Source organism: Acidovorax sp. FG60 (assembly GCF_057808995.1).
The window spans coordinates 44,096-66,299 of the sequence record NZ_JBMDJC010000001.1 but is presented as its reverse complement, the minus strand read 5'-3'; the positions used below and the strand labels follow the sequence as shown (position 1 = coordinate 66,299).

16 protein-coding genes are annotated in these 22,204 nt (G+C 66.3%); 5 read left to right on the top strand and 11 right to left on the bottom strand.

Annotated features, from left to right (window positions below):
• Window positions 1-185: 185 nt before the first annotated feature.
• From ACODS0_RS00305 to ACODS0_RS00290, 4 genes are all read right to left on the bottom strand, one after another.
• Complete coding sequence (locus tag ACODS0_RS00305) at window positions 186-1,361, bottom strand: hypothetical protein (protein ID WP_488831956.1); 1,176 nt, start codon at window positions 1,359-1,361, stop codon at window positions 186-188.
• Between the two features lie 113 nt (window positions 1,362-1,474).
• Window positions 1,475-2,509, bottom strand: coding sequence for a collagen-like protein (locus ACODS0_RS00300; protein ID WP_488831955.1), 1,035 nt, complete (start codon window positions 2,507-2,509; stop codon window positions 1,475-1,477).
• Between the two features lie 1,234 nt (window positions 2,510-3,743).
• On the bottom strand, window positions 3,744-4,448 hold the full coding sequence (locus ACODS0_RS00295; protein WP_055393265.1) for an IPTL-CTERM sorting domain-containing protein: 705 nt from the start codon (window positions 4,446-4,448) through the stop codon (window positions 3,744-3,746).
• A 224-nt stretch (window positions 4,449-4,672) separates the two neighbouring features.
• A complete protein-coding gene (locus ACODS0_RS00290) occupies window positions 4,673-7,339 on the bottom strand; it encodes an ABC transporter permease (protein ID WP_488831953.1) in 2,667 nt (888 codons plus the stop codon).
• Window positions 7,340-7,661: 322 nt separating this feature from the next.
• Here ACODS0_RS00290 and ACODS0_RS00285 point away from each other — a divergent pair, with 322 nt between their 5' ends.
• Both ACODS0_RS00285 and ACODS0_RS00280 read left to right on the top strand, forming a co-directional pair.
• Window positions 7,662-8,090 carry an Hsp20/alpha crystallin family protein gene (locus ACODS0_RS00285; protein ID WP_055393269.1) on the top strand — a complete coding sequence of 143 codons (429 nt, stop codon included), beginning with the start codon at window positions 7,662-7,664 and terminating at the stop codon, window positions 8,088-8,090.
• A gap of 424 nt (window positions 8,091-8,514) precedes the next feature.
• The gene (locus ACODS0_RS00280; protein ID WP_488831952.1) at window positions 8,515-10,107 is read left to right on the top strand and encodes a serine hydrolase; all 1,593 of its coding nucleotides are present in this window, start codon (window positions 8,515-8,517) and stop codon (window positions 10,105-10,107) included.
• A 15-nt stretch (window positions 10,108-10,122) separates the two neighbouring features.
• On the opposite strand, the gene ACODS0_RS00275 is transcribed toward ACODS0_RS00280, so the two are convergent.
• The 5 genes from ACODS0_RS00275 to gdhA form a co-directional block, all read right to left on the bottom strand.
• Window positions 10,123-10,782 carry an ABC transporter ATP-binding protein gene (locus ACODS0_RS00275; protein WP_436129933.1) on the bottom strand — a complete coding sequence of 220 codons (660 nt, stop codon included), beginning with the start codon at window positions 10,780-10,782 and terminating at the stop codon, window positions 10,123-10,125.
• An 8-nt stretch (window positions 10,783-10,790) separates the two neighbouring features.
• Entirely contained in the window at window positions 10,791-11,801 is a 1,011-nt protein-coding gene (gene miaA / locus ACODS0_RS00270; RefSeq protein WP_488831950.1) for a tRNA (adenosine(37)-N6)-dimethylallyltransferase MiaA, read from the bottom strand.
• Window positions 11,794-13,035 (bottom strand): multidrug effflux MFS transporter, encoded by a 1,242-nt coding sequence (locus tag ACODS0_RS00265; RefSeq protein ID WP_121420701.1) that lies wholly within the window; start codon window positions 13,033-13,035, stop codon window positions 11,794-11,796. The genes miaA and ACODS0_RS00265 overlap by 8 nt, the downstream gene beginning before the upstream one ends.
• 234 nt (window positions 13,036-13,269) lie before the next feature.
• Window positions 13,270-14,103: an alpha/beta hydrolase gene (locus tag ACODS0_RS00260; protein ID WP_218300608.1), complete on the bottom strand. Its 834-nt coding sequence runs from the start codon at window positions 14,101-14,103 to the stop codon at window positions 13,270-13,272.
• Window positions 14,104-14,243: 140 nt separating this feature from the next.
• On the bottom strand, window positions 14,244-15,587 hold the full coding sequence (gene gdhA / locus ACODS0_RS00255) for an NADP-specific glutamate dehydrogenase (protein ID WP_436129744.1): 1,344 nt from the start codon (window positions 15,585-15,587) through the stop codon (window positions 14,244-14,246).
• A gap of 254 nt (window positions 15,588-15,841) precedes the next feature.
• On the opposite strand from gdhA, the gene ACODS0_RS00250 reads away from it, so the two are divergent.
• A complete protein-coding gene (locus ACODS0_RS00250) occupies window positions 15,842-17,005 on the top strand; it encodes a glycerophosphodiester phosphodiesterase (RefSeq protein ID WP_121505819.1) in 1,164 nt (387 codons plus the stop codon).
• A 165-nt stretch (window positions 17,006-17,170) separates the two neighbouring features.
• Here the strand turns inward: ACODS0_RS00250 and mutL are convergent, their stop codons facing one another.
• Window positions 17,171-19,213, bottom strand: coding sequence for a DNA mismatch repair endonuclease MutL (gene mutL / locus ACODS0_RS00245; protein ID WP_488831945.1), 2,043 nt, complete (start codon window positions 19,211-19,213; stop codon window positions 17,171-17,173).
• Between the two features lie 109 nt (window positions 19,214-19,322).
• Here mutL and ACODS0_RS00240 point away from each other — a divergent pair, with 109 nt between their 5' ends.
• Window positions 19,323-19,970: a DedA family protein gene (locus ACODS0_RS00240; protein ID WP_121420696.1), complete on the top strand. Its 648-nt coding sequence runs from the start codon at window positions 19,323-19,325 to the stop codon at window positions 19,968-19,970.
• A 109-nt stretch (window positions 19,971-20,079) separates the two neighbouring features.
• Here the strand turns inward: ACODS0_RS00240 and ACODS0_RS00235 are convergent, their stop codons facing one another.
• Entirely contained in the window at window positions 20,080-20,319 is a 240-nt protein-coding gene (locus ACODS0_RS00235; protein ID WP_082437237.1) for a YMGG-like glycine zipper-containing protein, read from the bottom strand.
• A 309-nt stretch (window positions 20,320-20,628) separates the two neighbouring features.
• Between ACODS0_RS00235 and ACODS0_RS00230 the strand changes: the two genes are divergently transcribed.
• Window positions 20,629-22,194, top strand: a complete 1,566-nt coding sequence (locus ACODS0_RS00230; protein WP_487260697.1) for a methyl-accepting chemotaxis protein — start codon at window positions 20,629-20,631, stop codon at window positions 22,192-22,194.
• The last annotated feature ends 10 nt before the right edge of the window (window positions 22,195-22,204 follow it).

Genomic DNA, 22,204 nt, shown 5'->3' with positions numbered 1-22,204 from the left:
TGGGCTTTAGAGGCGGGGAATCCGGACCCCGGCAGATTGCGCGCAGGCCGGTGTTGGCAGTCTGCGCGGTCCCCGCCAGTTGTCCTCTCGCGGGGGCGGCGTCTCCATCCTATCTGCAAGCAAGCAACCAGAAAGCTACGGATCGCATTGACTGGGGCCGGTTATGCCGGGGCCGGCCTCTTGAATCACTCGCAATGCACGGCGCTGATGGCGGTTCCTTCGATCGCGCTTCCCCCAGAGGTAAAGCCGCCAACGTTGGTTGTGCTCATCTGCAGCGCAATATTGTCAGTGGGCAAGAGGGCCACCGCCGTGGTGCTGGTGCAGGTGGCTGCAGGTGTAGCGCCCACCGTGCAACTCAGACCCGTCGAGGCTCCGTTCTTATAGAGCGTCACGGTCAGGGGAATCGTTGGCACGGCCGTGTAGTTTCTCACGTGCAGCTTTGTGGTGGTGCAGGTCGCAAAGGCTGGGGACGAGGCATTGGCGAACACCGTTGGGTCGATGGGGCAGGCCGACCCTGCAGTGAACAGGCACCGCGAATAGTCAAAATTGCCGCCAGAAATGCCTCCGATGCCAAAAGGCACAAAAGCGGCCGAGTCGGTCGTCGCTGGCATGATCGCCGCGGTGCCGAACAGAATGCCGCCGCCTCCGCCGCCAGCCGCCCCGGTGGCGCCAGTAGCACCAGTCGCTCCAGTAGAACCCGTTGCGCCGGTGGTCCCGGTTGGCCCTGGCACGGTACTGTCGGCACCGGTAGCGCCGGTAGGCCCAGGAATGCCCTGGAGGCCTTGAGCCCCCGTAGGGCCTGTAGGTCCTTGTACGGTGCTGTCTGCACCCGTGGCGCCCGTTGCACCTGTGACCCCCGTGGGGCCCGTCACACCGGTAGCGCCCGTGGCCCCGGTGGCGCCTGTTGCGCCCGTGGCACCGGTGCCCGAAGCGCCGGTCGCTCCAGTGGCACCTGTCGGGCCGGTGGCGCCAGTAACACCAGCAGTACCTGTGGTGCCCGTGGCACCGGTGGGGCCGGTCACGCCTGTTGCACCGGTCGCCCCGGTAGGGCCTGTGGCACCGGTGGCTCCAGAGCCAATACCTGCCGCACAAGGACCCAGGCGACCTGTGGCGCTATCAAAGCACGTGAGGCTGGTGTTGGGTGTGGCACCACTCAGACCGGGTGCACGCACCTCGCCACTGTCTTGCACGCGAAACCGTTCCTGGCCGCCGGGGCTCTTGACCACAAACCCGCCACCGCTGGGGACCGTGAAGGATAAATCTGCCGCCAGGGCCAGCGGCGTGTGCAGTGTGCAGGCGGCTCCCAGCACAGCGAACAGATAGTGCGGTTGGAACGTGGGCTTTGTGGATCTGGGCTTCATGGTGTGCAGTGCTGGCTGAGGGGGGTTACTTCGGAGAGGGACTGTGTTGGGGTGAGTACTCGTCAGTCTTCATCCATCGGTGTAAGTGGCTGCCACGAATGCACCACTCACTGTTACTGGCACGAAAATTCAACGGAAAGCCCACCGCTGGTGGTTCCGAGCTGAGCACCACCAGCATCCAATGTGACCGCGAAAGAATCGCCTGCGTTGAATGCGAGGTTTGCGGTGATAGTGCAAGGTGCGCCGGTACAGGAGCTGACAGTACTGGGTGCCACAAAGCCGTTGCCTTTGAGCAAAGTTGCCGTTAGTGCGGGGAAGGCGTTGGCGGTCCGCACGTTGACATTGCCGATGGTGCAGCTTGAGGGCATCGCAAAAAAACTGGCACCTGCGATGACAGCGGCGCCATTCATGTAGCCCGACGTGCTGGTTGCTGTGGACGCTAGGATGCTCTGCCAGCGATACCCTCCTGCTCCTGCCGGCCCCGTCGCCCCGGTCGCCCCCGTAGGTCCCGCAGGCCCTGTGGCGCCAGTTGCACCGGTGCTCCCCTGTGGCCCGGGCACGGTGCTGTCTGCCCCGGTAGGGCCGACAGGCCCTTGAATGCCCTGGATACCTTGAGGCCCCGTAGGCCCCTGCACGGTGCTGTCGGCACCGGTGGCACCCGTTGGTCCGGTGACCCCAGTAGCCCCCGTCGCGCCGGTCGCTCCTGTTGCGCCCGTGGCACCGGTACCAGAAGCGCCAGTAGCCCCTGTGGCACCTGTTGGGCCTGTGACGCCGGTTGCGCCTGTAGCTCCTGCGGCGCCAGTGACCCCGGTGGGGCCGGATGAACCCGTTACGCCGGTTGGCCCGGTGGGGCCTGTGGCACCCGTGGCGCCAGATCCGATACCTGCCGCACAAGGCCCGAGGCGCCCGGCGCCATCAAAGCAGGTGAGGTTGTTGGCGGTGGGGGCAGCGTTCAGGCCGGGGACGGTGACCTCGCCAGTGCCCTGCACACGAAACCGTTCCTGGGCACCGCCCGGGCTCTTGATCACAAAACCGCCGCCGCTGGGCGGGGTGAAGCTGAGATCGGCCGCCAGGGCCAGGGGGGCGTGCAGTGCATAGGCGGCTCCCAGCACGGCGAACAGGTGGTGCGGTTGGTAGGTGGGTTTCATGGTGCGCCGGGCTGGTTGAGGGTGTTGCTAGAGGGTGAAACTCTGGGGGATGTGGCGAGACGATGCCGGGCCAGGCAGCACCCAGTGGTACGAGCCAGTGCTTTCTGGACATCGCAAAAGCAGGCGGAGCAGTGTGATGGAGCCTGGTGCGCCCTATCGAGGGCACTGCACATCACAAAGACATTCCATCCCGTGCGTTGGACGGGGCATGTGCGTTGTTGCATCCATGCCCCGTGTGCGGTGCGTGTTGCGAGTAAGTACTCAACTACTGGCAGATGGCGTAGGCTGTGGCTGCAAGCGTATCGAAAATAGTGAACTCACAGGTCCATTGGTCGGTCGCTGACGGGAAACCACCTCCAAAATAGCTGGCGGCTGCTCCAGTCGTAATGCGACACCCCCCGCTGACTATCGTTTTTCCTGCTGTGCAGGTTGCGGTCACAGAGACCGGATCACCGTAAGCGGGGTCTGGTGGAGTGCCTATGACCCAATTTGCACTGTTGGTGACCGTTGTCAATGTCACTGTTGCTGCCCCTGAAGGTCCGGTAGGTCCGGTAGGCCCGGCGGGCCCCGTGGCACCCTGGATACCCTGTGGCCCGGGCACGGTGCTGTCTGCTCCGGTAGGGCCGACAGGCCCTTGAATGCCCTGGATACCTTGAGGCCCCGTAGGCCCCTGCACGGTGCTGTCGGCACCGGTGGCACCCGTTGGTCCGGTGACCCCAGTAGCCCCCGTCGCGCCGGTAGCACCAGTGGCGCCGGTCGCTCCTGTTGCGCCCGTGGCACCGGTGCCAGAAGCGCCAGCAGCCCCTGTGGCACCTGTTGGGCCTGTGACGCCGGTTGCGCCTGTAGCTCCTCCGGCGCCCGTGACCCCGGTGGGGCCGGATGCACCCGTTGCACCGGTTGGCCCGGTAGGGCCTGTGGCACCCGTGGCGCCAGAGCCAATACCTGCCGCACAAGGCCCGAGGCGCCCGGCGCCATCAAAGCAGGTGAGGTTGTTGGCGGTGGGGGCACCGTTCAAGCCGGGGACGGTGACCTCGCCAGTGCCCTGCACACGAAACCGCTCCTGGGCACCGCCCGGGCTCTTGATCACAAAACCGCCGCCGCTGGGCGGGGTGAAGCTGATATCGGCAGCCAGGGCCAGGGGCGTGTGCAGTGCATAGACAGCGCTCAGGGCGCAGATCAGACGCAGAGGATGAAAAGATGACTTCATGGATGAAAACTCCTGGTTCCGGCAGTTTCAGATGCGTCGATTGCCCGTTGCGCCTGGGGCACGGCGTTGGTGCCACAAGGCTGCCAAGCCCATCAACAATGCCATCAGCATGAGGCCGTATTCGCTCAAAGTTGGAATGTTGGTGGCTGCTGCCGCGCCGCCGATTTGCACGCCGCCATTGACAGTGGCGTTGTCACGGGTGACCGTTGCGCCGGGGCCCAGGTTGATGACGGCAGTGCCGCCGCCCGAGGAGACCAGCTGGATGTTTTGACCGGGCGCTCCTTGCAGGGTCAGGGTGCCCAGCACGGTGATGTTGGCGCCTGCGGGGATGACAAAGGTGCGGCCCGTGGTGCTGGACAAGGTCAGGTTCTGGAACACGAAATTGCCACTGATCTGGCTGGTGTTGCCAATGCAGCCGTCGCGCAGCACCACTGTGTTGTTGCCGGTGTCGATGGGGCCTGTGGCGGAGAGATTGCCACCCACCGAGATGATCCCGTTGCTGCCGGAGACGATGGCACTGGAGCCGAAGGTAACGTCGCTGTCTACACTCAGCGTGCCACCGATGTTGAGCGTGCCTTGCATATCCACGGTGCTACAGCTCAAATCAACGATGGAGCCGCTTGGAGCGTCCAGCGAGGCGCCGGGTGGAATGACAATTTGCGCTGCCGCAGGGGCGCACAAGCACAAGGCCATGGCACAACCGGCCAAAAGGCGTGAAATCTTTCGTTGCATTGGATTTTCCCTCGTTGATCAGGCAAACGCTGCACCACAGTGAGGCGCGTTTCGGGCGGATGCCTGCGGCCTGTGTGCTGGTTACAGCGCGATGATTTTTGTAGCGTGTTTACTATCTTCGTGAAAGAGTTTGCAATTTGCAAACAAAATTTGGTCGGTGTGACGTGTCTGCACCAATTTGTTGCATGGGCCTGGTGGGCCGTTGCGGGGCTGTGTTCCGCTGGCTACCAGTCTTCCTTCACAGCCATCACCGCATCCCGCCCCGCCGCAGCCCGCCCTGCAAGCCACGCCGTGACGGTGCCCGATGCGACCACGGCCACGCACAAGCCCAGCAGCCGCCCGGCAGGCAGGCTGAGGTCCATGGTCCAGTGAAAGCTCTGCGGGTTGACCACGTGCACCAGTACCACCGATACGCCAAGGCCCAGCAGCAAGCCTGCGGCCGCGCCCACGCCCGTCCAGGCGGCGCCTTCGCCGGCCACCACAGCCAGGATCTGGCGCCGCGTGAGGCCCAGGTGGGCGAGCAGGCCGAACTCCTTGCGGCGCGCGAGGATTTGGGCGCTGAAGCTGGCGGCCACACCAAACAGGCCGATGCCGATGGCCACGGCCTGTAGCCAGTAGGTGACGGCAAAGCTGCGGTCGAAGATGCGCAGCGACCGTTCACGGATAGCGCCTGCGGAGACGAACTCCACCAGGGCCCCGTCCACCGCACTGGCGCTCTCCCGGGCCTTGGGCACACGGCCCGCCTGCGCGGCTGCCACTGCGCGGATCGAATCCTGCAACGCTGCGATGTCTGCTCCCTCGGCGGGCCACAGCGCCAGGTCGCTGGTGCGGGCATCGCCGGTCAGGCGCAGCCATACGGTGCGGTCCATGGCCACGGCGCCCGACTGCCGGGCGTAGTCGCGCCATACGCCTGCTATATAAAAGATAGCTGGTTGCGCTTGTCTATCAAGCGCCAGGGGGCTAAAAGCATCAGAAAGTGCAGGCCACTCCATACCAGGGCGTAGCCCATACAGGTCCACCACCGCCTCGCTGATGTAGACGCCAGTGCGCCCCGCGGGCACGCGCAGGGCCTCGCCCACCAGTGGCAGACTTTGCGCCGGATCGTTACCCAGTGGGCGGCTGATGACCGTGAGCGCGGGGCGCGTCGCATCCAGCTGCACCGGGCTCGCGCGCAGGGCTTGCACACGCGCCAGTCCAGGTAATTGCGCGACGGATTCGGCGAAGCCCGCAGGCAGCAGTGCAGCCTCGCTGCCCGGCACACCCAGGGCCGAGCGCACATACAGGGGCGATGGCAGCACTGCGTCCAGCCACTGCGTGACCGAGCCGCGAAAGCTCGACACCATCACCGTCAGCGCGACGGCCAGGCTCAGGCTGGCCACCACGCCGCCCACTGCGATAGCTGCCGTGCCACGCATGCGCCGCGCGCGCTCCAGTGCCAGCAGCGCCAGGGTGTGGCGTGCGGCCAGCGGCTGCAGGTGGTGCAACAGCCAGGCCATGGCCCAGGGCAGTACGACAATGCCGCCCACCAGCAGCAGGCCGATGGCCAGGTACGCGGCAAGTGGTATGCCAAAAATGGGCGGAACGCTCGTCAGTACAGCGCCAATAGCTATCAAAATAATACCTATCCAGCCTTTGCCCGCCTGGCTGGACACGGTGCCCAGGCCTTTCAAGGTTTGCGCCGGCGGCAGTGTCTGCGCGGCGCGCGCGGGCCACCAGCCCCCCACCAGTGCTGCCAGTACCCCCAGTGCGCCGTAGGCCAGGGCTGCAGGCGCGCTCCACTGCAGAACCGGCTGCACCCCCGCAAAGTAGCCACCGCCCAGGTCGCCCCCCAGCAGGCGCAGCGCGGCAGCGGCCAGGGCCGTGCCCAGGGCGATGCCGGCGGCGCTGCCCACCAGGCCCAGCACGGCGGATTCGGCCAGCACCAGCGCCAGGCGCTGGCGCGGTGTGGCGCCCAGCACGGCCAGCAGCGCAAACTGCGGCGCACGCTGCGCCACGCTGAGCGCCAGCACCGAGAACACCAAAAATGCGCCCGTGAACAAGGCCACCAGCGCCAGCACCGTGAGGTTCACGCGGTAGGCGCGCGACAGATTGCTGATGCGCTGCGCCGCGTCGCCCGGCTGCGCAAACACCACCTGCGACGGCCAGCCGGGCAGCGCGCGCATGGCCTGCTCCCACGCGCTGCGGTCTGTGCCCGGCTGCAGCTGCAGGTCGATGCGGCTGAGCTGGCCCGCGCGGCCAAACAGATCCTGCGCAGCGCCGATATCCATCACCGCCAGGGGTGCGCCCCCGGCGGCCACCGTGCCCGCCACCTGCACCGGCCATTGCTGCAGCCCGGCCTGCAGCAGGAGCTGCGGTGCCGGTTCAGTCGATGAGGTGGGCGTGGTGGGCAGACCCAGTGCCTGCAACGCCGCCGCATTGAGGAACACGGTGGCCGGTGCGAAGAGGGCCAGCCGGTCCGCGCCCGCCCAGGGCCGTGGCATAAGCGCGGGCGCCATGGTGGGCAGCAGCAGGGCGTCCACGCCCAGCACGCGCAGCGGGGCGCTGGTGGGGGAGGGCACGCTTGCAGCACCTGGCTGCGGCCGCAGGGCTCGCGCCACGGCCGACAGCTCCAGCAGCGGGCTGGCGCGCGCCACCTGGGGGTGTGTGGCAAGCTGCCCATACAACGCCTCGGGCAGATCGCCCTGCATGGCGCGCAATTCCAGGTCGGGCTGACCGTTGACGGCGCGCACCGCCTGCGAAAACTCGTCCAGCGCCGACGCATTGATCACATGCACCGCAAACGCCAGCGCCACGCCCAGCATCACCGCCGCCACCGCCGCAGCGCTGCGCCAGGGGTGGTGGCGCAGGTCCTGCCAGGAGAAGGTGCGGAGCAATGCAAGCATGGCCTGCATTGTGGCCGCAGGGGCTGGTCCCAGCAGCGTTTGATGCAGGTCAACCTTGCGTTTTGCATCCTCTTGAAGTGCCGAAAGGCTGCGCCTATCTTGGAGCCAGAAGGTGTGAATGAGCCCCGCGTGCCCGAGCAGGATGCCAAAACGTTTCCGATCTAGGCGCAAAGCGCAGCCATAGCTCGGGCCATGGCGAGCATTTGCAACAACGAGCGGGAGCGTTTTGGCGGGATGTGCGGGCATGTGGGGTTCGTTCACACCTTCTCAGGGGCCCGCCCTCCTGCGCAGGCCCAGTTGTTTGTCTCAACCCCTTTTCAGGAGCAAAACCATGAACTCTCTTGTGACACGCGGCAGTCTGTTTGACGACTTCTTCAAGGACATTGCACCGGGCTTTTACGTGCGCCCGCTGCACGGCGACAACCTGCCCAGCCCCGGCCAGATCAAGGTGGACGTGAAGGAAACCGAGGACGGCTACACCGTGTTGGCCGAAGTGCCCGGCGTGGCCAAGGAAGACATCCATGTCTCGCTCGAAGGCAATGTGGTCAGCCTGCGCGCCGAGGTGCGCCAGCACGATGAAAAGCGCGAAGGCGAGAAGGTGCTGCGCTCGGAGCGCTACTACGGGGCGGTGGCTCGCAGCTTCCAGTTGCCCGCCGATGTGGACGCTGCACAAGCCAAGGCCAAATACGACAACGGTGTGCTGACGCTGAACCTGCCCAAGAAGGTGAACAAGGCGGCGCAGCGGTTGAACATCGAGTAACTCCATCGGACTTGCGCGAAAAAATGCAATCCACCGCCCCTCCCAGGGCGAGTGGGTTGGTTGATTCCGTGGGCGCAAGACGAACCTCGAACGGCGGTTGGGTCGCCCGCCAACGGCCTGCCGCATGCAGATCCATGGGGCTGCGTGGCCGGGATCTCCGTTGCCCGTGGAGCGTCGGATGGCCGTCCGGAGCGCCGCCGGATGGCGCTCCCCAATAGATGTTGAACCGCTTCTTAAGCCTGCCCACAGCCAGTGCATGCGACCATGCCGGCCATGGCACCCGTACCGTGGTGCCTTTCAGGGAGGCGATCAAATGGTTTGCAGTGATGGAGTCCTTGCCCCGGTACGCCGCCTTGCGTGGCAAGCCCTTGCTGCCGGGGCGCTGTGGATAGCGTTTGCCGGGCACGCTGCAACCACACCCGCTGTGCCTGCCCCTCCACCCCGTTTCGACTGGTCGGGCCCTGCGGACGCCATGGCGGCTGCAGCGCTGGGCCCGTTGCGCGGCGCGGCTGAGGTGGGCGTGTGGCACGGGGGGCGGGCGCATTTCGGCACAGCCCGCAACCGCACGGCGGATGCACCCGCGCAGGCTCTGTTTGAAGTGGGCTCGATCAGCAAGGTGTTTACCGGCCTGCTGCTGGCGCAGGCCGTAGAGCGCGGCGATCTGGCGCTGGACGACACGCTGGGCCGGCTGCTCAATGGCTCATCCGCACTGGCTCCCGCCTTGCCCGCCCCGGTGGCCGCCATCACATTGCGCCAACTCGTGACCCACACCTCCTGCCTGCCACGCTTGCCGGCGGACTTCCGCCACAATTCCGATCCCGCCAATCCTTATCTGCGCTACGACCGCCCCCGCCTGTGGCAAGCCCTGGCCGATGCACGGCTGACCCAGTCGCCGCCGTGCGCTGGCGCATACAGCAACTTCGGTTTTGCGGTGCTGGGCGAGCTGCTGGCCCAGCGCTACGGCAAACCCTGGGCGGTGCTGGTGCATGAGCGCATCACCGGCCCTCTGGGCATGACGGACACGGTGCAGTCGCTGGGCGACAAGGCCCCCCGCCTTGCTGCACCGCATGACGGCGAGGCGCCGGTGTCGGTGTGGGAGTTCGATGCCTTTGCCGGTGCGGGTGCCTTGCGCTCGACCACGGCCGACATGCTGGTGCTCAGCCGCGCGCTGCTGGCGGGCGCGCAAGGGCCCTTGGGCCCAGCGGCCGAGCGCTTGTTCACACCGCTTGCGGACCACGACGGCGGCCAGATCGGCTACGCCATCATGCTGCGCGAGCGCGACGGATTGCGCACCTGGCTGCATGGCGGCGGCACCGGGGGCTTTCGCAGCGTGTGGCTGCTGGCTCCTGAGCGGGGCGAGGCTGTGATCGCCTTGGTGGGCAACGCGCGTGCCGCGCAGCAGGATGTGATGACGCCATTGTTGGCGCAGCGTTACCCCGTGCCGCCCGGTGAGCCCGCCACCGACGCGGCTGCCTTGGCGTCGTACGAAGGGGTGTACCGCGTATCACCCGCCGTCGCCCTGAGCCTTGCCATGGTGGAGGGGCAGTTGCAGCTTCGGCCCACTGGGGGTGTGTTCGCACCGCTGCAGGTGCTGGGGCCCGATGCCTTCACGCAGCCGGCATCGGGCCGTCAGTTGCGCTTTGAGCGTGACAAAGAAGGGCGGCCTGCGGTGCTGCACTACACGCGCTTTGGTGCACGCCTGACGGCAACCCGGTCCGAAGAGCCGGTGCTGGGTCTGGTACCACCCCAGGCCCAGGGCGTGCTGGCCCCTTACCTGGGCCGCTACCGGCTGCGTGGCGGCAATGTGCTGGATGTGCAGGCTGAAGACGGTCGCCTGCAGGTGCGCCTGGGCTCGCAGCCGCGCTTCACGGTCTACCCGCTGCCAGGGCAGCCAGATCGGTTTGCGTATGACGCGGTGCGTGCGGAGCTGGAGTTTGAGCGCTACCCCAGCGGCGAGGTGCGGTCCGTGGTGCTGCACCAGAACGGGCGCTTTCGGGCGCCCCGCCTCGAACCGTGAGGCGGGCGTTGCGGGTCAGCCGCCCGCGCTGATGCCGTCGCTGCGCAGCCGCAGGACCCGGTCGGCCCGGGCCGCAGCAGCATCCGAATGCGTGACCAGCACCAGCGACGCCCCGTGCTCGCGTGTCTGTGCGAGCAGCAGGTCCATCACGCGGGCGGCCGTGGTGGGGTCGAGGTTGCCGGTGGGCTCGTCGGCCAGCAGCAGGGCAGGGCGGTGCACCAGTGCGCGGGCAATCGCCACGCGCTGCAGCTGCCCGCCGCTGAGCTGCTGGGGCAGCCGCGCGCCCAGGGCGCCCATGTCCACGGCGTCCAGCATCTGCTGCACGCGCGCCGGGTCGTTCTGGCCCAGCAGCATCAGCGGCAGCGCCACGTTCTGCGCTACGTCCAGGTGCGGCAGCACATGAAAGGCCTGGAAGACAAAACCCACATGGGCGCGGCGCCACAGGGCGCGCTCTGTGTCGCCCAACTGGCCCAGGTCAGTGCTGCCGTGCGTGATGTGGCCCGTGTCCCAGCTGTCCAGCCCGGCCAGGCAGTTGAGCAGCGTGGACTTGCCCACGCCCGAGTCGCCCACGATGGCGACGAACTCGCCGGGCGCCACGGTGAACTGCACGTTGGCGAACACCGGCGTATCGCCATAGTGTTTGCCCAGGCCGTCGATGTGCAGCCGCTGCGTCATGGTGCGCGTCATGGTGTGCGTTGTGCAAGGCGTTGCAGCACGGCCTGCACCAGGTCGGCCACGGCGTGGGGCTGGTCGCAGGCGATGGTGTGGCGTGTGGGCATGCTGCGCAGCCAGGTGATCTGGCGCTTGGCCAGCTGGCGCGTGGCGGCAATGCCGCGCTCGCGCAGAAAGGCGAGGTTCAGCGGTGCGTCGGGGCCTTTGGCCGCCTGGAAGTCCAGCTCTTCCCACGCCTGGCGGTAGCCCACGCAGCGCATGGAGGGCAGGTCCGGGTGCAGGTCGCCGCGCGCGCGCAGGGCCCGCACTTCGTCGATGAAGCCGCTGGCCAGCATGGCGTCAAAACGCTGGGCAATGCGGCCGTGCAGCCAGGCGCGGTCGTCAGGTTCTAAGGAAAATAAGGCTCTAGCGCTTATCTCACAAGCGCTACCAGCTATCTTTTTAGTAGTATGAAAGCTCGACAGGGGTTGGCCGGATACGTGCCACACCTCCAGCGCTCGCTGAATGCGCTGGCTGTCGGCCGGGGCCAGGCGTGCGGCCGTCACGGGGTCTACGCGGGCCAGCTCGGCATGCAGCGCGGGCCAGCCCTGCTCTGCGGCCTGGGCTTCGATCTGTGCGCGCACGGCAGGGTCTGCGGCGGGCATGTCGTCAATGCCGTCAAACAGCGCCTTGAAGTACAGCATGGTGCCGCCCACCAGCAGCGGCAGGGCACCGCGCGCACGGATCTCGGCGATGAGCCGCGTGGCGTCCTGCACGAACTCGGCCGCGCTGTAGGCCTGCAGCGGGTCGCGGATGTCGATAAGGTGGTGCGGAACAGCGGCAAGCTCGTCGGGCGTGGGCTTGGCGGTGCCGATGTCCATGCCCCGGTATACGAGGGCCGAGTCCACGCTGATGATCTCCACCGGCGTGCCCTGCTTGCCCAGCACAGCGGCCAGCGCGAGAGCGCCTGCCGTCTTGCCCGAGGCCGTGGGGCCCGCGAGTGCAATGGCGGGCAGGGTGGTGTGCAACAGGGGCTCAGGCATGCTCACGCGGCGCTCCAAATTTTTGCACCAGCGTCCACGAGATCAGGGCCAGCACCACCGACCAGAACCAGATGCCGTTGACCAGCGGCCACACCGTGCCGTCCAGCCGCATGCCCAGCCAGCCGCCAATCCCGAACGCGGCCAGCATCATCATGAAACCATTGAGTGCGGACGCCACGCCAGCCGCTTTGGGGAAGGGCCCCACCGCACCGCTTTGCCCGCAGGGCTGGTGGATGCCGTGGCCCAGCATGAACAGGTAAAAGGGCAACAGCAGCGCCCACGGCTGGTGCCAGCCCATGAAGGCCACGGCCGCCATCAGCGTGCCGCCGCTCACGCTGAGCGCGCCAGCAATGGCCACGGTGCGCAGCAGGCCCTGGCGTACCAGCAGGCGCCGGCACAGGAAAGTGCCCGCGAGGTACGCCACGCAGGCCGACGCCATCGTCCACCCGAACTGCGTGCGCGTGAGACCCAGCACGTCGATGAAGACAAACGAGGACGCGGCCAGAAAGGTGAACAGCCCGCCATAGGTGGCTGTGGTCTGCAGCGAGAACGCCCAGAATGTGGGGCTGCGCAACACATGCATCCAGGTGCCGACCAGGGCGCGGGGCTGCAGGGCTTTGGGGTTGCGGTGCGCCAGGGTCTCGGGCAAGCGCAGCGCCACCAGTGCCAGCGTGGCCACGGCATACACCGTGAGCGCCATCAGCGCCGCGCGCCAGCCCAGCCACTCGCTCAGCACCCCACCCAGTGGTGCGCAGATGCAGGCCACAATCCCGAGCCCGGTGAGTGCCTTGGACATGGCGCGCGCGCCATCGAGCGGGGTGTACAGGTCGCGCACGATGGCCCGGGCACACATCACCACCGCGCCCATGGCGGCACCCTGGGCAATGCGCCACACGATGAGCAGTGTCATGGTGGGCGCAAAGGCGCTACCCAGCGAGGCTACGGTGTAGATGCCCAGCCCCGCCAGAAGGATGGGGCGGCGGCCAAAGCGGTCTGACAACGGCCCCCACACCATTTGCGAGCAGCCAAACGCGAGCAGCAGCCCGCTGAGCGTGAGCTGTGCCGCGGCCATCTGAGCGCCCAGGCTGCGCGTGAGGGCGGGCAATGCGGGCAGGTACAGGTCAGTGGTGACGGGCTGAATGGAGAGCAGCATGGCCAGCACCAGGATGGCCATGCCTGGGTTGATGGAGGCAGGGGGAGCAGCGCCAGCAGCTGCGGTAGAGGGAGCGGACATAACCGCTGGAGCGTACCAGACAGGGCCTTCGATACCGACGCGGCCCAAGCCAGGGCAGCCGAGCAAGGGCCGCCCCGCAGCGAGGGCTGCGTCCCCCTGCCCGCAGCGCGCAGCGCTTCGATAGCGGGGGCTGAGCGCCGCGGCTCCAAGCCTGCCTGCGCAGGCTTGGACGGCAGCGAAGAGCGCAGGCCTCTGGCCGACGCACCCAGGCGCGCAGCGCCTCAGGGGGTGTCTCTACCTCAGCTTGAACAGCGATGCCATCGCTTGCCGATACGCTGGTTGCCCTACCGAGTTGGTGTTGTGGTGCGACCCGCCTTCCACCAGCACAAACTGCTTGGGCTCCTGCGCCGCCTCGAAGAGCTTGCGGCCCAGGGCGGGCTGGATCAGGCTGTCCTGGCTGCCGTGCACCACCAGCAGGGGCGAGCCGATCTCGGCCACCTTGCGGACGGACTCAAATCGCTGCGTGATGAGGCCCGACACCGGCAACCAGCCCCATTTGAAGGTGCTGACCACATCGGGGATGCTGGTGAACGTGCCTTCCACCATGGTGCCCTGTTCGTCAGACACCTGGCGGGCCAGGTCGATGGCAATGGCGCCGCCCAGCGAGTGGCCGAAGATGTAGCGGGGCTTGCCCGGTTGCTGCTGGGCCAGCCAGTCCCACGCGGCGCGGGCATCTTCGCTGGCGGTCGCCTCGGACGGCAGCCCGGCGCTGCTTTGGCCGAAGCCCCGGTAGTCGATGGCCAGCACCGAAAAGCCCAGCTCCTGCATGCGCCGGATGCGGCCCGACGAGCCCGCCACATTCCAGCGTGCACCGTGCAAATAGAGCAGCACAGGCGCATCGGCGCGCTCATGGGCGAGCCACAGGCCATGCAGGCGCTCGGCCTTGCCGCTGGCGTCGGACTGGAAGTCGATCCAGACATCCTGCATGTCCGCCGTGGACTGTGCACCGCCCCAGCTGCGGTCGCTGGGCTGGAAGATCCATTCGCGCTGCTTGGCGTCGAGGGTGGCGCAGCCCGCCGTCACGGCGATGGCCAAGGTCAGGGTAACCAGGAGGGGGGTGCGCTTCATGGTGGAGACAGACTCGGCTTCGCGTCAGAAAGTTCTGACCGGCGAAGCAGGGTTTGTGCCCGTTTCCTGCAAATGGAGCGAAATGGCGGGCAACGCGCCTTCTTGTCCCATCTTCGGTTGCCTTGCCTTCGGAACCGGGGTTACACCACGCCCTGCGCCAGCATGGCGTCGGCCACCTTCACAAAACCGGCGATGTTGGCGCCGTCCACATAGCTCACGGTGCCATCGCTGCGTTTGCCGTAGTGCAGGCAGGCAGCGTGGATGCCCTGCATGATCTGCAGCAGGCGCGCGTCCACCTCTTCGCGCGGCCAGGACAGGCGCGCGGCGTTCTGGCTCATCTCCAGACCCGATGTGGCCACGCCGCCTGCGTTGCTGGCCTTGCCCGGGGCGTAGAGCACGCCTGCAGCCTCAAACGCCTTGGCTGCGTCGATGGTCGACGGCATGTTGGCGCCCTCCGCCACGCAGACCACGCCGTTCTTGATCAGCACCGCCGCGTCGGTCGCGTCCAGCTCATTCTGGGTGGCGCAGGGCAGGGCCACATCCACTGGTACATGCCAAGGGCGTACCCCGGCTTCAAAGGTGGCGCCGGTGCGGGCTGCGTAGTCGCTCACGCGGCCATACAGATGATTCTTCACTTCCATGAGTTCGGCCAGCTTGGCAGGGGTGAAGCCGTCTTCGTCCACGATGGTGCCGCTCGAATCCGAGACCGTGACCACCTTGGCGCCCAGTTCCATGGCCTTTTCGACGGCGTATTGCGCGACGTTGCCCGAACCGGAGACCGACACACGCAAGCCGTCGAGCGAGCGGCCTTTGGACTTGAGCATTTCCTGCGCAAAGTACACCGTGCCGTAGCCCGTGGCTTCGGGGCGCACCAGCGAGCCGCCAAACGACAGCCCCTTGCCGGTGAACACGCAGTCGGCCCGGTTGCTGAGCTTTTTCATCATGCCGGCCATGAAGCCCACCTCGCGGCCGCCCACGCCGATGTCGCCCGCTGGTACGTCCGTGTCGGCCCCCACGTGGCGGAACAGCTCGGACACAAAGGCCTGGCAAAAGCGCATGACTTCTCCCGGGCTCTTGCCCTTGGGGTCAAAGTCGCTGCCGCCCTTGCCGCCGCCCATGGGCAGGGTGGTCAGAGCGTTCTTGAAGGTCTGCTCAAACGCCAGAAACTTCAGCACCGAGAGGTTGACCGACGGATGGAACCGGATGCCACCCTTGTACGGGCCAATGGCCATGCTGTGCTGAATGCGGTAGCCCCGGTTGACCTGCACGCTGCCGTGGTCGTCCACCCACGACACGCGGAACATGACGATGCGCTCGGGCTCCACCAGGCGCTCCAGCAGGCCGTGCTCGGCGTAGCGGGGGTGTTCTTCAATGAAGGGCCACAGGCTTTCCATCACCTCGGTGACAGCTTGCAGAAACTCGGGCTGCCCCGGGTTGCGAAGGGCGACATGTGAGAGGAAGCTGCCTGCGGACGCGTGTTTCATATTTCAAAAAACTTTCTGAAGATCAAGGGGCGGTGGCACGCCATGGCGCGCTGCAACATCGAATTATGTCTAAAAGTTATACGTTTATGCGCATGACTCTGCACAATGGTGGGGAATGTGGCAGGGTGATTGCCACTTTTTGGTGCGTTTGGATGGTGCGGTGAAGCTGTCATCCATTCGCAAAACGGGCGTCATCGCCTTGTCACAGGTGGCGCCCACAGTTCGGCGGTTCTAAACACAACGAGGAGAAGAGCATGCACATTTCTGGTGCTAAGTTGGGTGCGCTGGCCCTGGTGGCCACGCTGGCTGCTTGCGGTGGCAGCGATGACAACCCCTATCCCACTTTGAGCGGCGACAAGCCCCTCGTGATTGGCCACCGGGGTGCCGCGGGCTACCTGCCGGACCACACGCTCGAAGGCTACAAGCGGGCCATCGAGATGGGCGCCGATTTCATCGAGCCTGACCTGGTCGCCACCAAGGACGGTGCGCTGATTGCACGCCACGAGCCCAACATCACCGGCACCACCGATGTGTCCACCCGCGCCGAATTTGCCAGCCGCAAGACCAAGAAAGTGGTCGACGGCGTGGAAGAAGAAGGCTGGTTCGCCTCGGACTTCACCCTGGCCGAAATCAAGACCCTGCGCGCCATCCAGCCCCTGGCCGACCGCGACCAGTCGCACAACGGCAAGTACCAGATCCCCACGCTGGAAGAGGTGCTGGACCTGGCCAAGAGCGAAGGCGCCAAGGCGGGCCGCACCGTGGGTGTGTACCCCGAAACCAAGCACCCCACTTACCACGTCCGCCTGGGCCTGCCACTCGAAGACCGCCTGCTCACCATCCTGGCCAAGTACAGCTACACCGCCAAGAGCTCTCCGGTCATCGTGCAGTCGTTTGAGGTGTCCAACCTCAAGTACCTGCGCACCAAGACCCAGATCCGCCTGGTGCAACTGGTGGACGCGAACGACGTGAACCCCGACGGCAGCATGGACCTGACCGCCCCCTATGACAAACCGTACGACTTTGCCGTGGCGGGAGACACGCGCACCTTCGCCAGCCTGCTCACGCCTGCGGGCCTGAAGGAAGTGAAGACCTACGCCGACGGCATCGGCCCCTGGAAGCCCTACCTCATCCCCTCCAAGCAGGTGGACGCCAACAAGGACGGCAAGGCCGACGACCTCAATGGCGACGGCAAGATCGACGAACGCGACCGCGTGATGATGCCCGCCACCGACGTGGTGAAAAATGCCCACGCCGCAGGCCTGCTGGTGCACCCCTACACCTTCCGCAGCGAGGCCAAGCGCCTGGCGTCGGACTTCAAGGGCGACCCCAAGGCGGAATACAAGCTGTTCTATCAACTGGGCGTGGATGGCGTGTTCAGCGACTTCCCGGACCATGCCAAGGCGGCGCGGGATAACTGAAGCCCCCTGAGGCGCGGCGCGCCTTCCCCCAAGGGGGACGCATCCGGTGGGCCGGCAAGGCCGGTTCCACGGGCGCACTGGCCTGGGGCGGTGCCGGTTGTGGCGGCCCCTGGGCTTGATGTGCAGGTGGTCCAAGGCCCTCGGGCCGATCTTTTTGCGGTTACCTTACCGGCCCCGCAGGAACAGCGCGTCCAGTTCCTTCATGCTGAGCTGCCGCCACGTTGGCCGTCCATGGTTGCACTGGTCACTGCGGTCCGTGGTTTCCATCTGCCGCAGCAGCGCATTCATCTCGTCGATGGTGAGCTTGCGGTTGGCGCGCACGGCGCCGTGGCAGGCCATGGTGCCCAGGATTTCGTTGCGCGCGCGTTGTACGACCGTGGTGGCGTCGTGAGCGGCCAGTTCGGCCAGCACGCTGCGGGCCAGTTCCACGGGGTCGCCCTGGGCCAGCGTGGTGGGCACGGCGCGCACGGCCAGGGTCTTGGGGGAGAACGGCACGACTTCCATGCCCAGCGTGGCCAATACCTCGGCCGATTCTTCGGCGGTGGCGACTTCTTGCGGGGTGGCGGCAAAGGTGGCGGGGATCAGCAGGGGCTGGCTGGCAATTCGGGCGCCGCTGTCCACCTGGGACTTGAGGCGTTCGTAGACGATGCGTTCGTGTGCGGCGTGCATGTCCACGATGACCATGCCCTGGGCGTTTTCGGCCAGGATGTAGACCCCGTGGAGTTGGGCCACGGCCTTGCCCAGCGGCCAGGCGGTGTCGTTGCCGCCCTGGCCCTGGGGCCAGGTGGTTTCTTTCGCGGTGCTGTTGTTGGCCCAGGCCGCAGCAGGGGGGGCGAATGACGTGGGCGTCACGGGCTGCGGCATGGCATCTGCCTCGCCGGTGTTGGCCGCAGTGCCCCAGTTCACCAGCGGTGCGGTGAGCTCTGCAGACGGTGTGGCTGCGTCCTCTTTCCTTGGCCCCCACAGCGCCTGCAGGTCGGCCACATGGTGGCCACGTTCTTCAAATTTGATAGTTGCTTGCGCTTGTCTGTTAAGCGCTAGAGGCTGATTTGGCTTGAAATTCTCAATGGGGGCCTGTGCCGTGGAGCCCGTGTCTGCTGAAGCGGCAGCCCCTGCAGCCGCCGCCAGCGCTGCGGCGCGGGGCGCTGCCAGCGCGTTCTCCACGGCGTGGCGCACGGCCTGGTGCACCTCGCGGCTGTCTCTGAAGCGCACTTCGATCTTGGTGGGGTGCACGTTCACGTCCACGCGCGCCGGGTCGATTTCGACATACAGCGCGTAGATGGGCTGCTTGTGGCCGTGCAGCACGTCTTCGTACGCGCTGCGGGCGGCGTGGGTGAGCACCTTGTCGCGCACGAAGCGTCCGTTGACGTAGCAATACTGGTGGTCGGGGCGCGAGCGGGCAGCGTCGGGCAGGCCTGCGCGGCCGGTCACGATGACGGGGCCCACGCGGTGCTGCACGGCGACGGACTGGGTGACGAAGTCTTCGCCCAGCACGTCCGACAGGCGGCGGGCCAGCGCATCTTGTGCATCCCCCTGGCCAGGCACGAAGGTGGCGCGCCACTGCTCCACCAGCTTGCCTTCGTGCCAGATGGCAAATCCCACATCGGGCCGGGCCAGTGCGTGGCGGCGCACCGATTCGATGCAGTGCGCCAGCTCGGTGGCGTCGGTCTTCAGGAACTTGCGGCGCGCGGGGGTGGAAAAGAACAGCTCCTTCACTTCCACGGTAGTGCCGGTGCTCCGCGCGGCGGGGCGCAGTTCGCCGCTGCGGGCGTCCAGCAAAAAGGCGTTGGACTGGGCGATGGGGCGGGAGAGCAGCGACATCTCCGACACCGAGGCAATGGCCGCCAACGCCTCGCCCCGAAAACCCATGGTGGCCACGGTTTCCAGGTCGTTCAGGTTGGTGATCTTGCTGGTGGCGTGGCGGCGCAGGGCCACGGGCAGCTCTTCGTGTGGAATGCCGCCGCCGTCGTCTTCCACGGTGATCAGGCGCACGCCGCCGGCCGACAGGCGCACGGTGATTTGCGTGGCGCCTGCATCCAGCGCGTTGTCCACCAGCTCGCGCACCACCGAGGCGGGGCGTTCCACCACTTCACCGGCGGCGATCTGGCTGATCAGCTCGTCCGGCAGGTCGCGGATGGGGCGGCGGGTGGTGAGGTGCGTAAAAGAGGCCGGCTCTGCCGCTGCAAGGGTGGGGGTGGTGTCGTTCACCCGGCCAATTTTAGGGCGGGGGTCGCGCAGGGGTATCGGCCGGTGCCTATTGGCCGATGGGGATAATGCCCGCAACTTTTTTGCGTCCGGTGCCCCCACCGGCTACCCCATGGAACTGGTGACCTTTCTGATCGACTTCATCCTGCATGTCGACAAGTACCTCGAAGCCTTTGTGCAAACCTATGGCGCCTGGGTGTATGCGCTGTTGTTCCTGATCGTATTCGTCGAAACCGGTGTGGTGGTCATGCCGTTTTTGCCCGGCGACTCGCTGCTGTTCATCGTGGGCGCCCTCTGCGGCGCGGGGATGATGAGTTTTCCGCTGGCCTGCGCGGTGCTCATCGCGGCGGCCATTCTGGGGGACCAGTGCAACTATTCGATTGGCCGCTTCTTTGGCCCCAAGGTGTTCCAGTGGGAGGACTCGCGCTGGTTCAACCGCCGGGCCTTCAACCAGGCGCACGATTTTTACGAGCGCTATGGGGGCATCACCATCATCCTCGCGCGTTTCATGCCCTTCATCCGCACGTTTGCACCCTTTGTGGCGGGCGTGGCCGAGATGAGCCGTGCCAAGTTCACAGCGTTCAACGTGGCCGGGGCCCTCATCTGGGTGCTGGGCATTTGCTCCGCTGGCTACTTCTTTGGCAACTTTGCCTGGGTCAAGGAAAACCTGGACAAGATCATCTGGGCGATGATTTTTGTGCCCGGCCTGATCGCGATTTTTGGCGCGTGGCGGGCGGGGCGGCAGGCCAAGGCGGCCTGAGGCATCGATTGCAATTGCTATAAAAAATATAGCTGCTAGCGCATACAAAATAAGCGCTAGCAGCTATTTTTATGCCTGATCCCCAGAGGGTCAGGCACAGCGAGTGGAATTAACGGCGGTAGGGCTTGCGTTGATCGCGGTCTTCGCCGATCTCATGGCCGATGAGGGCACCGGCCGCCGCACCGCCGATGGTGCCCACGGGCCCGCCAAAGACAGCGTTGCCGGCTACACCGCCGACCACGGCGCCTACACCGGTGCCCACCTGGGCGCCCGACGGATTGGAAGCGCAACCACCCAGAGCAAGGGCTGCAGTGCAGGTGGTGGCGAGAAGGATGTGACGGATTTTCATGGCAGGAGTCCTTTGTGAATGGAGTCAGGCCTGGGGTCCCAGCAGCGGGTGCGTCGGGGCTCGACCTGTGGCTTCACTATCCATTCGGCGGCTGGGGCCCGGCGTAGGCAGCTGTGGCAAGCGTCTGTAGGACATGGGGCCTCGTGCGGGGCGGGCGCTGCGGTTGGCCGTAAGGCGTCCTTGGCCCATGGGCCAGAGGCCGGTGATCAGGGTTTACGTGGCCCGTGGGGTGGTTGCCAACGGGCGGGCGCAGGAAGATCATTTCTTCTCTCTGCAAACCCATCACATACATCTACAAAAGGGGACACCATGGACCAGCAACCACGGGGGATGGGTGCGCAGCTGACGGTGGCGCAACAGATTGGATTGATTGTGGGGGTGGCTGTTTTTGCGCTGGTGCTCATCCTGGTCCTGAGCCTGGTGCGGGTGCAGACCCTGGGCAATACGGTGGACCGCCTGGCCACCGAGCAGGTCGAGCGGCTGCAGCTGGCACTGCGCTGGCGCAGCAACATTGCCGTCAACTCCACGCGGGTGTTCTCCATCGTCCAGACGGAGGGCGATGACCTGCAGAACTACTTCAAGGACGTGGTGGCGGCCACCACCGCTGACACCAGCAAGGTGCAAAAGCGCTACACCGAGCTGGAAAACAGCCCGCAGGGGCTGCTCATCCAGGAGGAATTGGCCACCATCCGCAAGTCTTACCTGGAGACGCGCGACAAGTCGCTCGCGCTGAAGAAGGCGGGCGACATGGCCCAGGCGCGCGCCTATGCGCTGGGCAGCTTTGCCCCGGTACTGGACAAGTACAACGCCGTGGCCGACAAGATGGTGAACTACCAGGTGCAACGCTCGGCCGAGCAGGCGGCCGAGGCGGCGGGCTTGATCCAGTCCTACCGCATGACCGTGCTGGCGGCGGGTGTGGCGGGGCTGGCGCTGCTGGTGGTGTTGTCGTGGGTGGTGGTACAGCGCATCCGCCGCTCGCTGGGGGAAGTGAGCGCCGTCGCCCAGCGCATTGGCGAGGGTGATCTGTCGCAGCCCATCCATGCCAGCGGGCGGGGCGAGGTGGCCGAGATGATGCGGGCGATGGAGGCCATGCAGACCTCGCTGGTGCGCATCGTGGGCGATGTGCGCCACAGCAGCGACAGCATTGCCACCGGCTCCAGCGAAATCGCCTCGGGCAATGCCGACCTGAGCCAGCGCACCGAGGAGCAGGCCAGCAACCTGGAGCAAACCGCAGCCTCGATGGAGGAGATCACCAGCACCGTGAAGAACAATGCCGACACTGCCCAGCGCGCTGCCGTGCTGGCGGGCACCGCATCGGCTGCGGCCGTGAAGGGTGGCGAGGTGGTGGGCCAGGTGGTGGCCACGATGCAGGACATTTCGGCCGCATCGCGCAAGATCACCGACATCATTGCGGTGATAGATGGCATCGCGTTCCAGACCAACATCCTGGCGCTCAATGCCGCTGTGGAAGCCGCCCGCGCGGGCGAGCAGGGCCGGGGTTTTGCCGTGGTGGCCAGCGAGGTGCGCAATTTGGCCCAGCGCAGTGCCGAGGCTGCCAAGGAGATCAAGGCCCTGATTGGTGCCAGTGTGGAGAAGGTGGATGCTGGTACGCACCTGGTCGGCAACGCGGGGCAGAGCATCGAAGACATCGTCGCCCAGGTCAAACGTGTGAGTGACCTGATCGGCGAAATATCGAGTGCGACGGGCGAGCAGACCATCGGCATCAGTCAGGTGGGCGAGGCCGTCACACAGCTCGACCAGGTCACGCAGCAGAACGCGGCGCTCGTGGAGCAGAGCGCCGCAGCGGCCGACAGCCTCAAGCACCAGGCTGCCAAGCTGGCCGAAATTGTGAGCGTGTTCCGGCTGGGGCGCTGAGCGGACACTG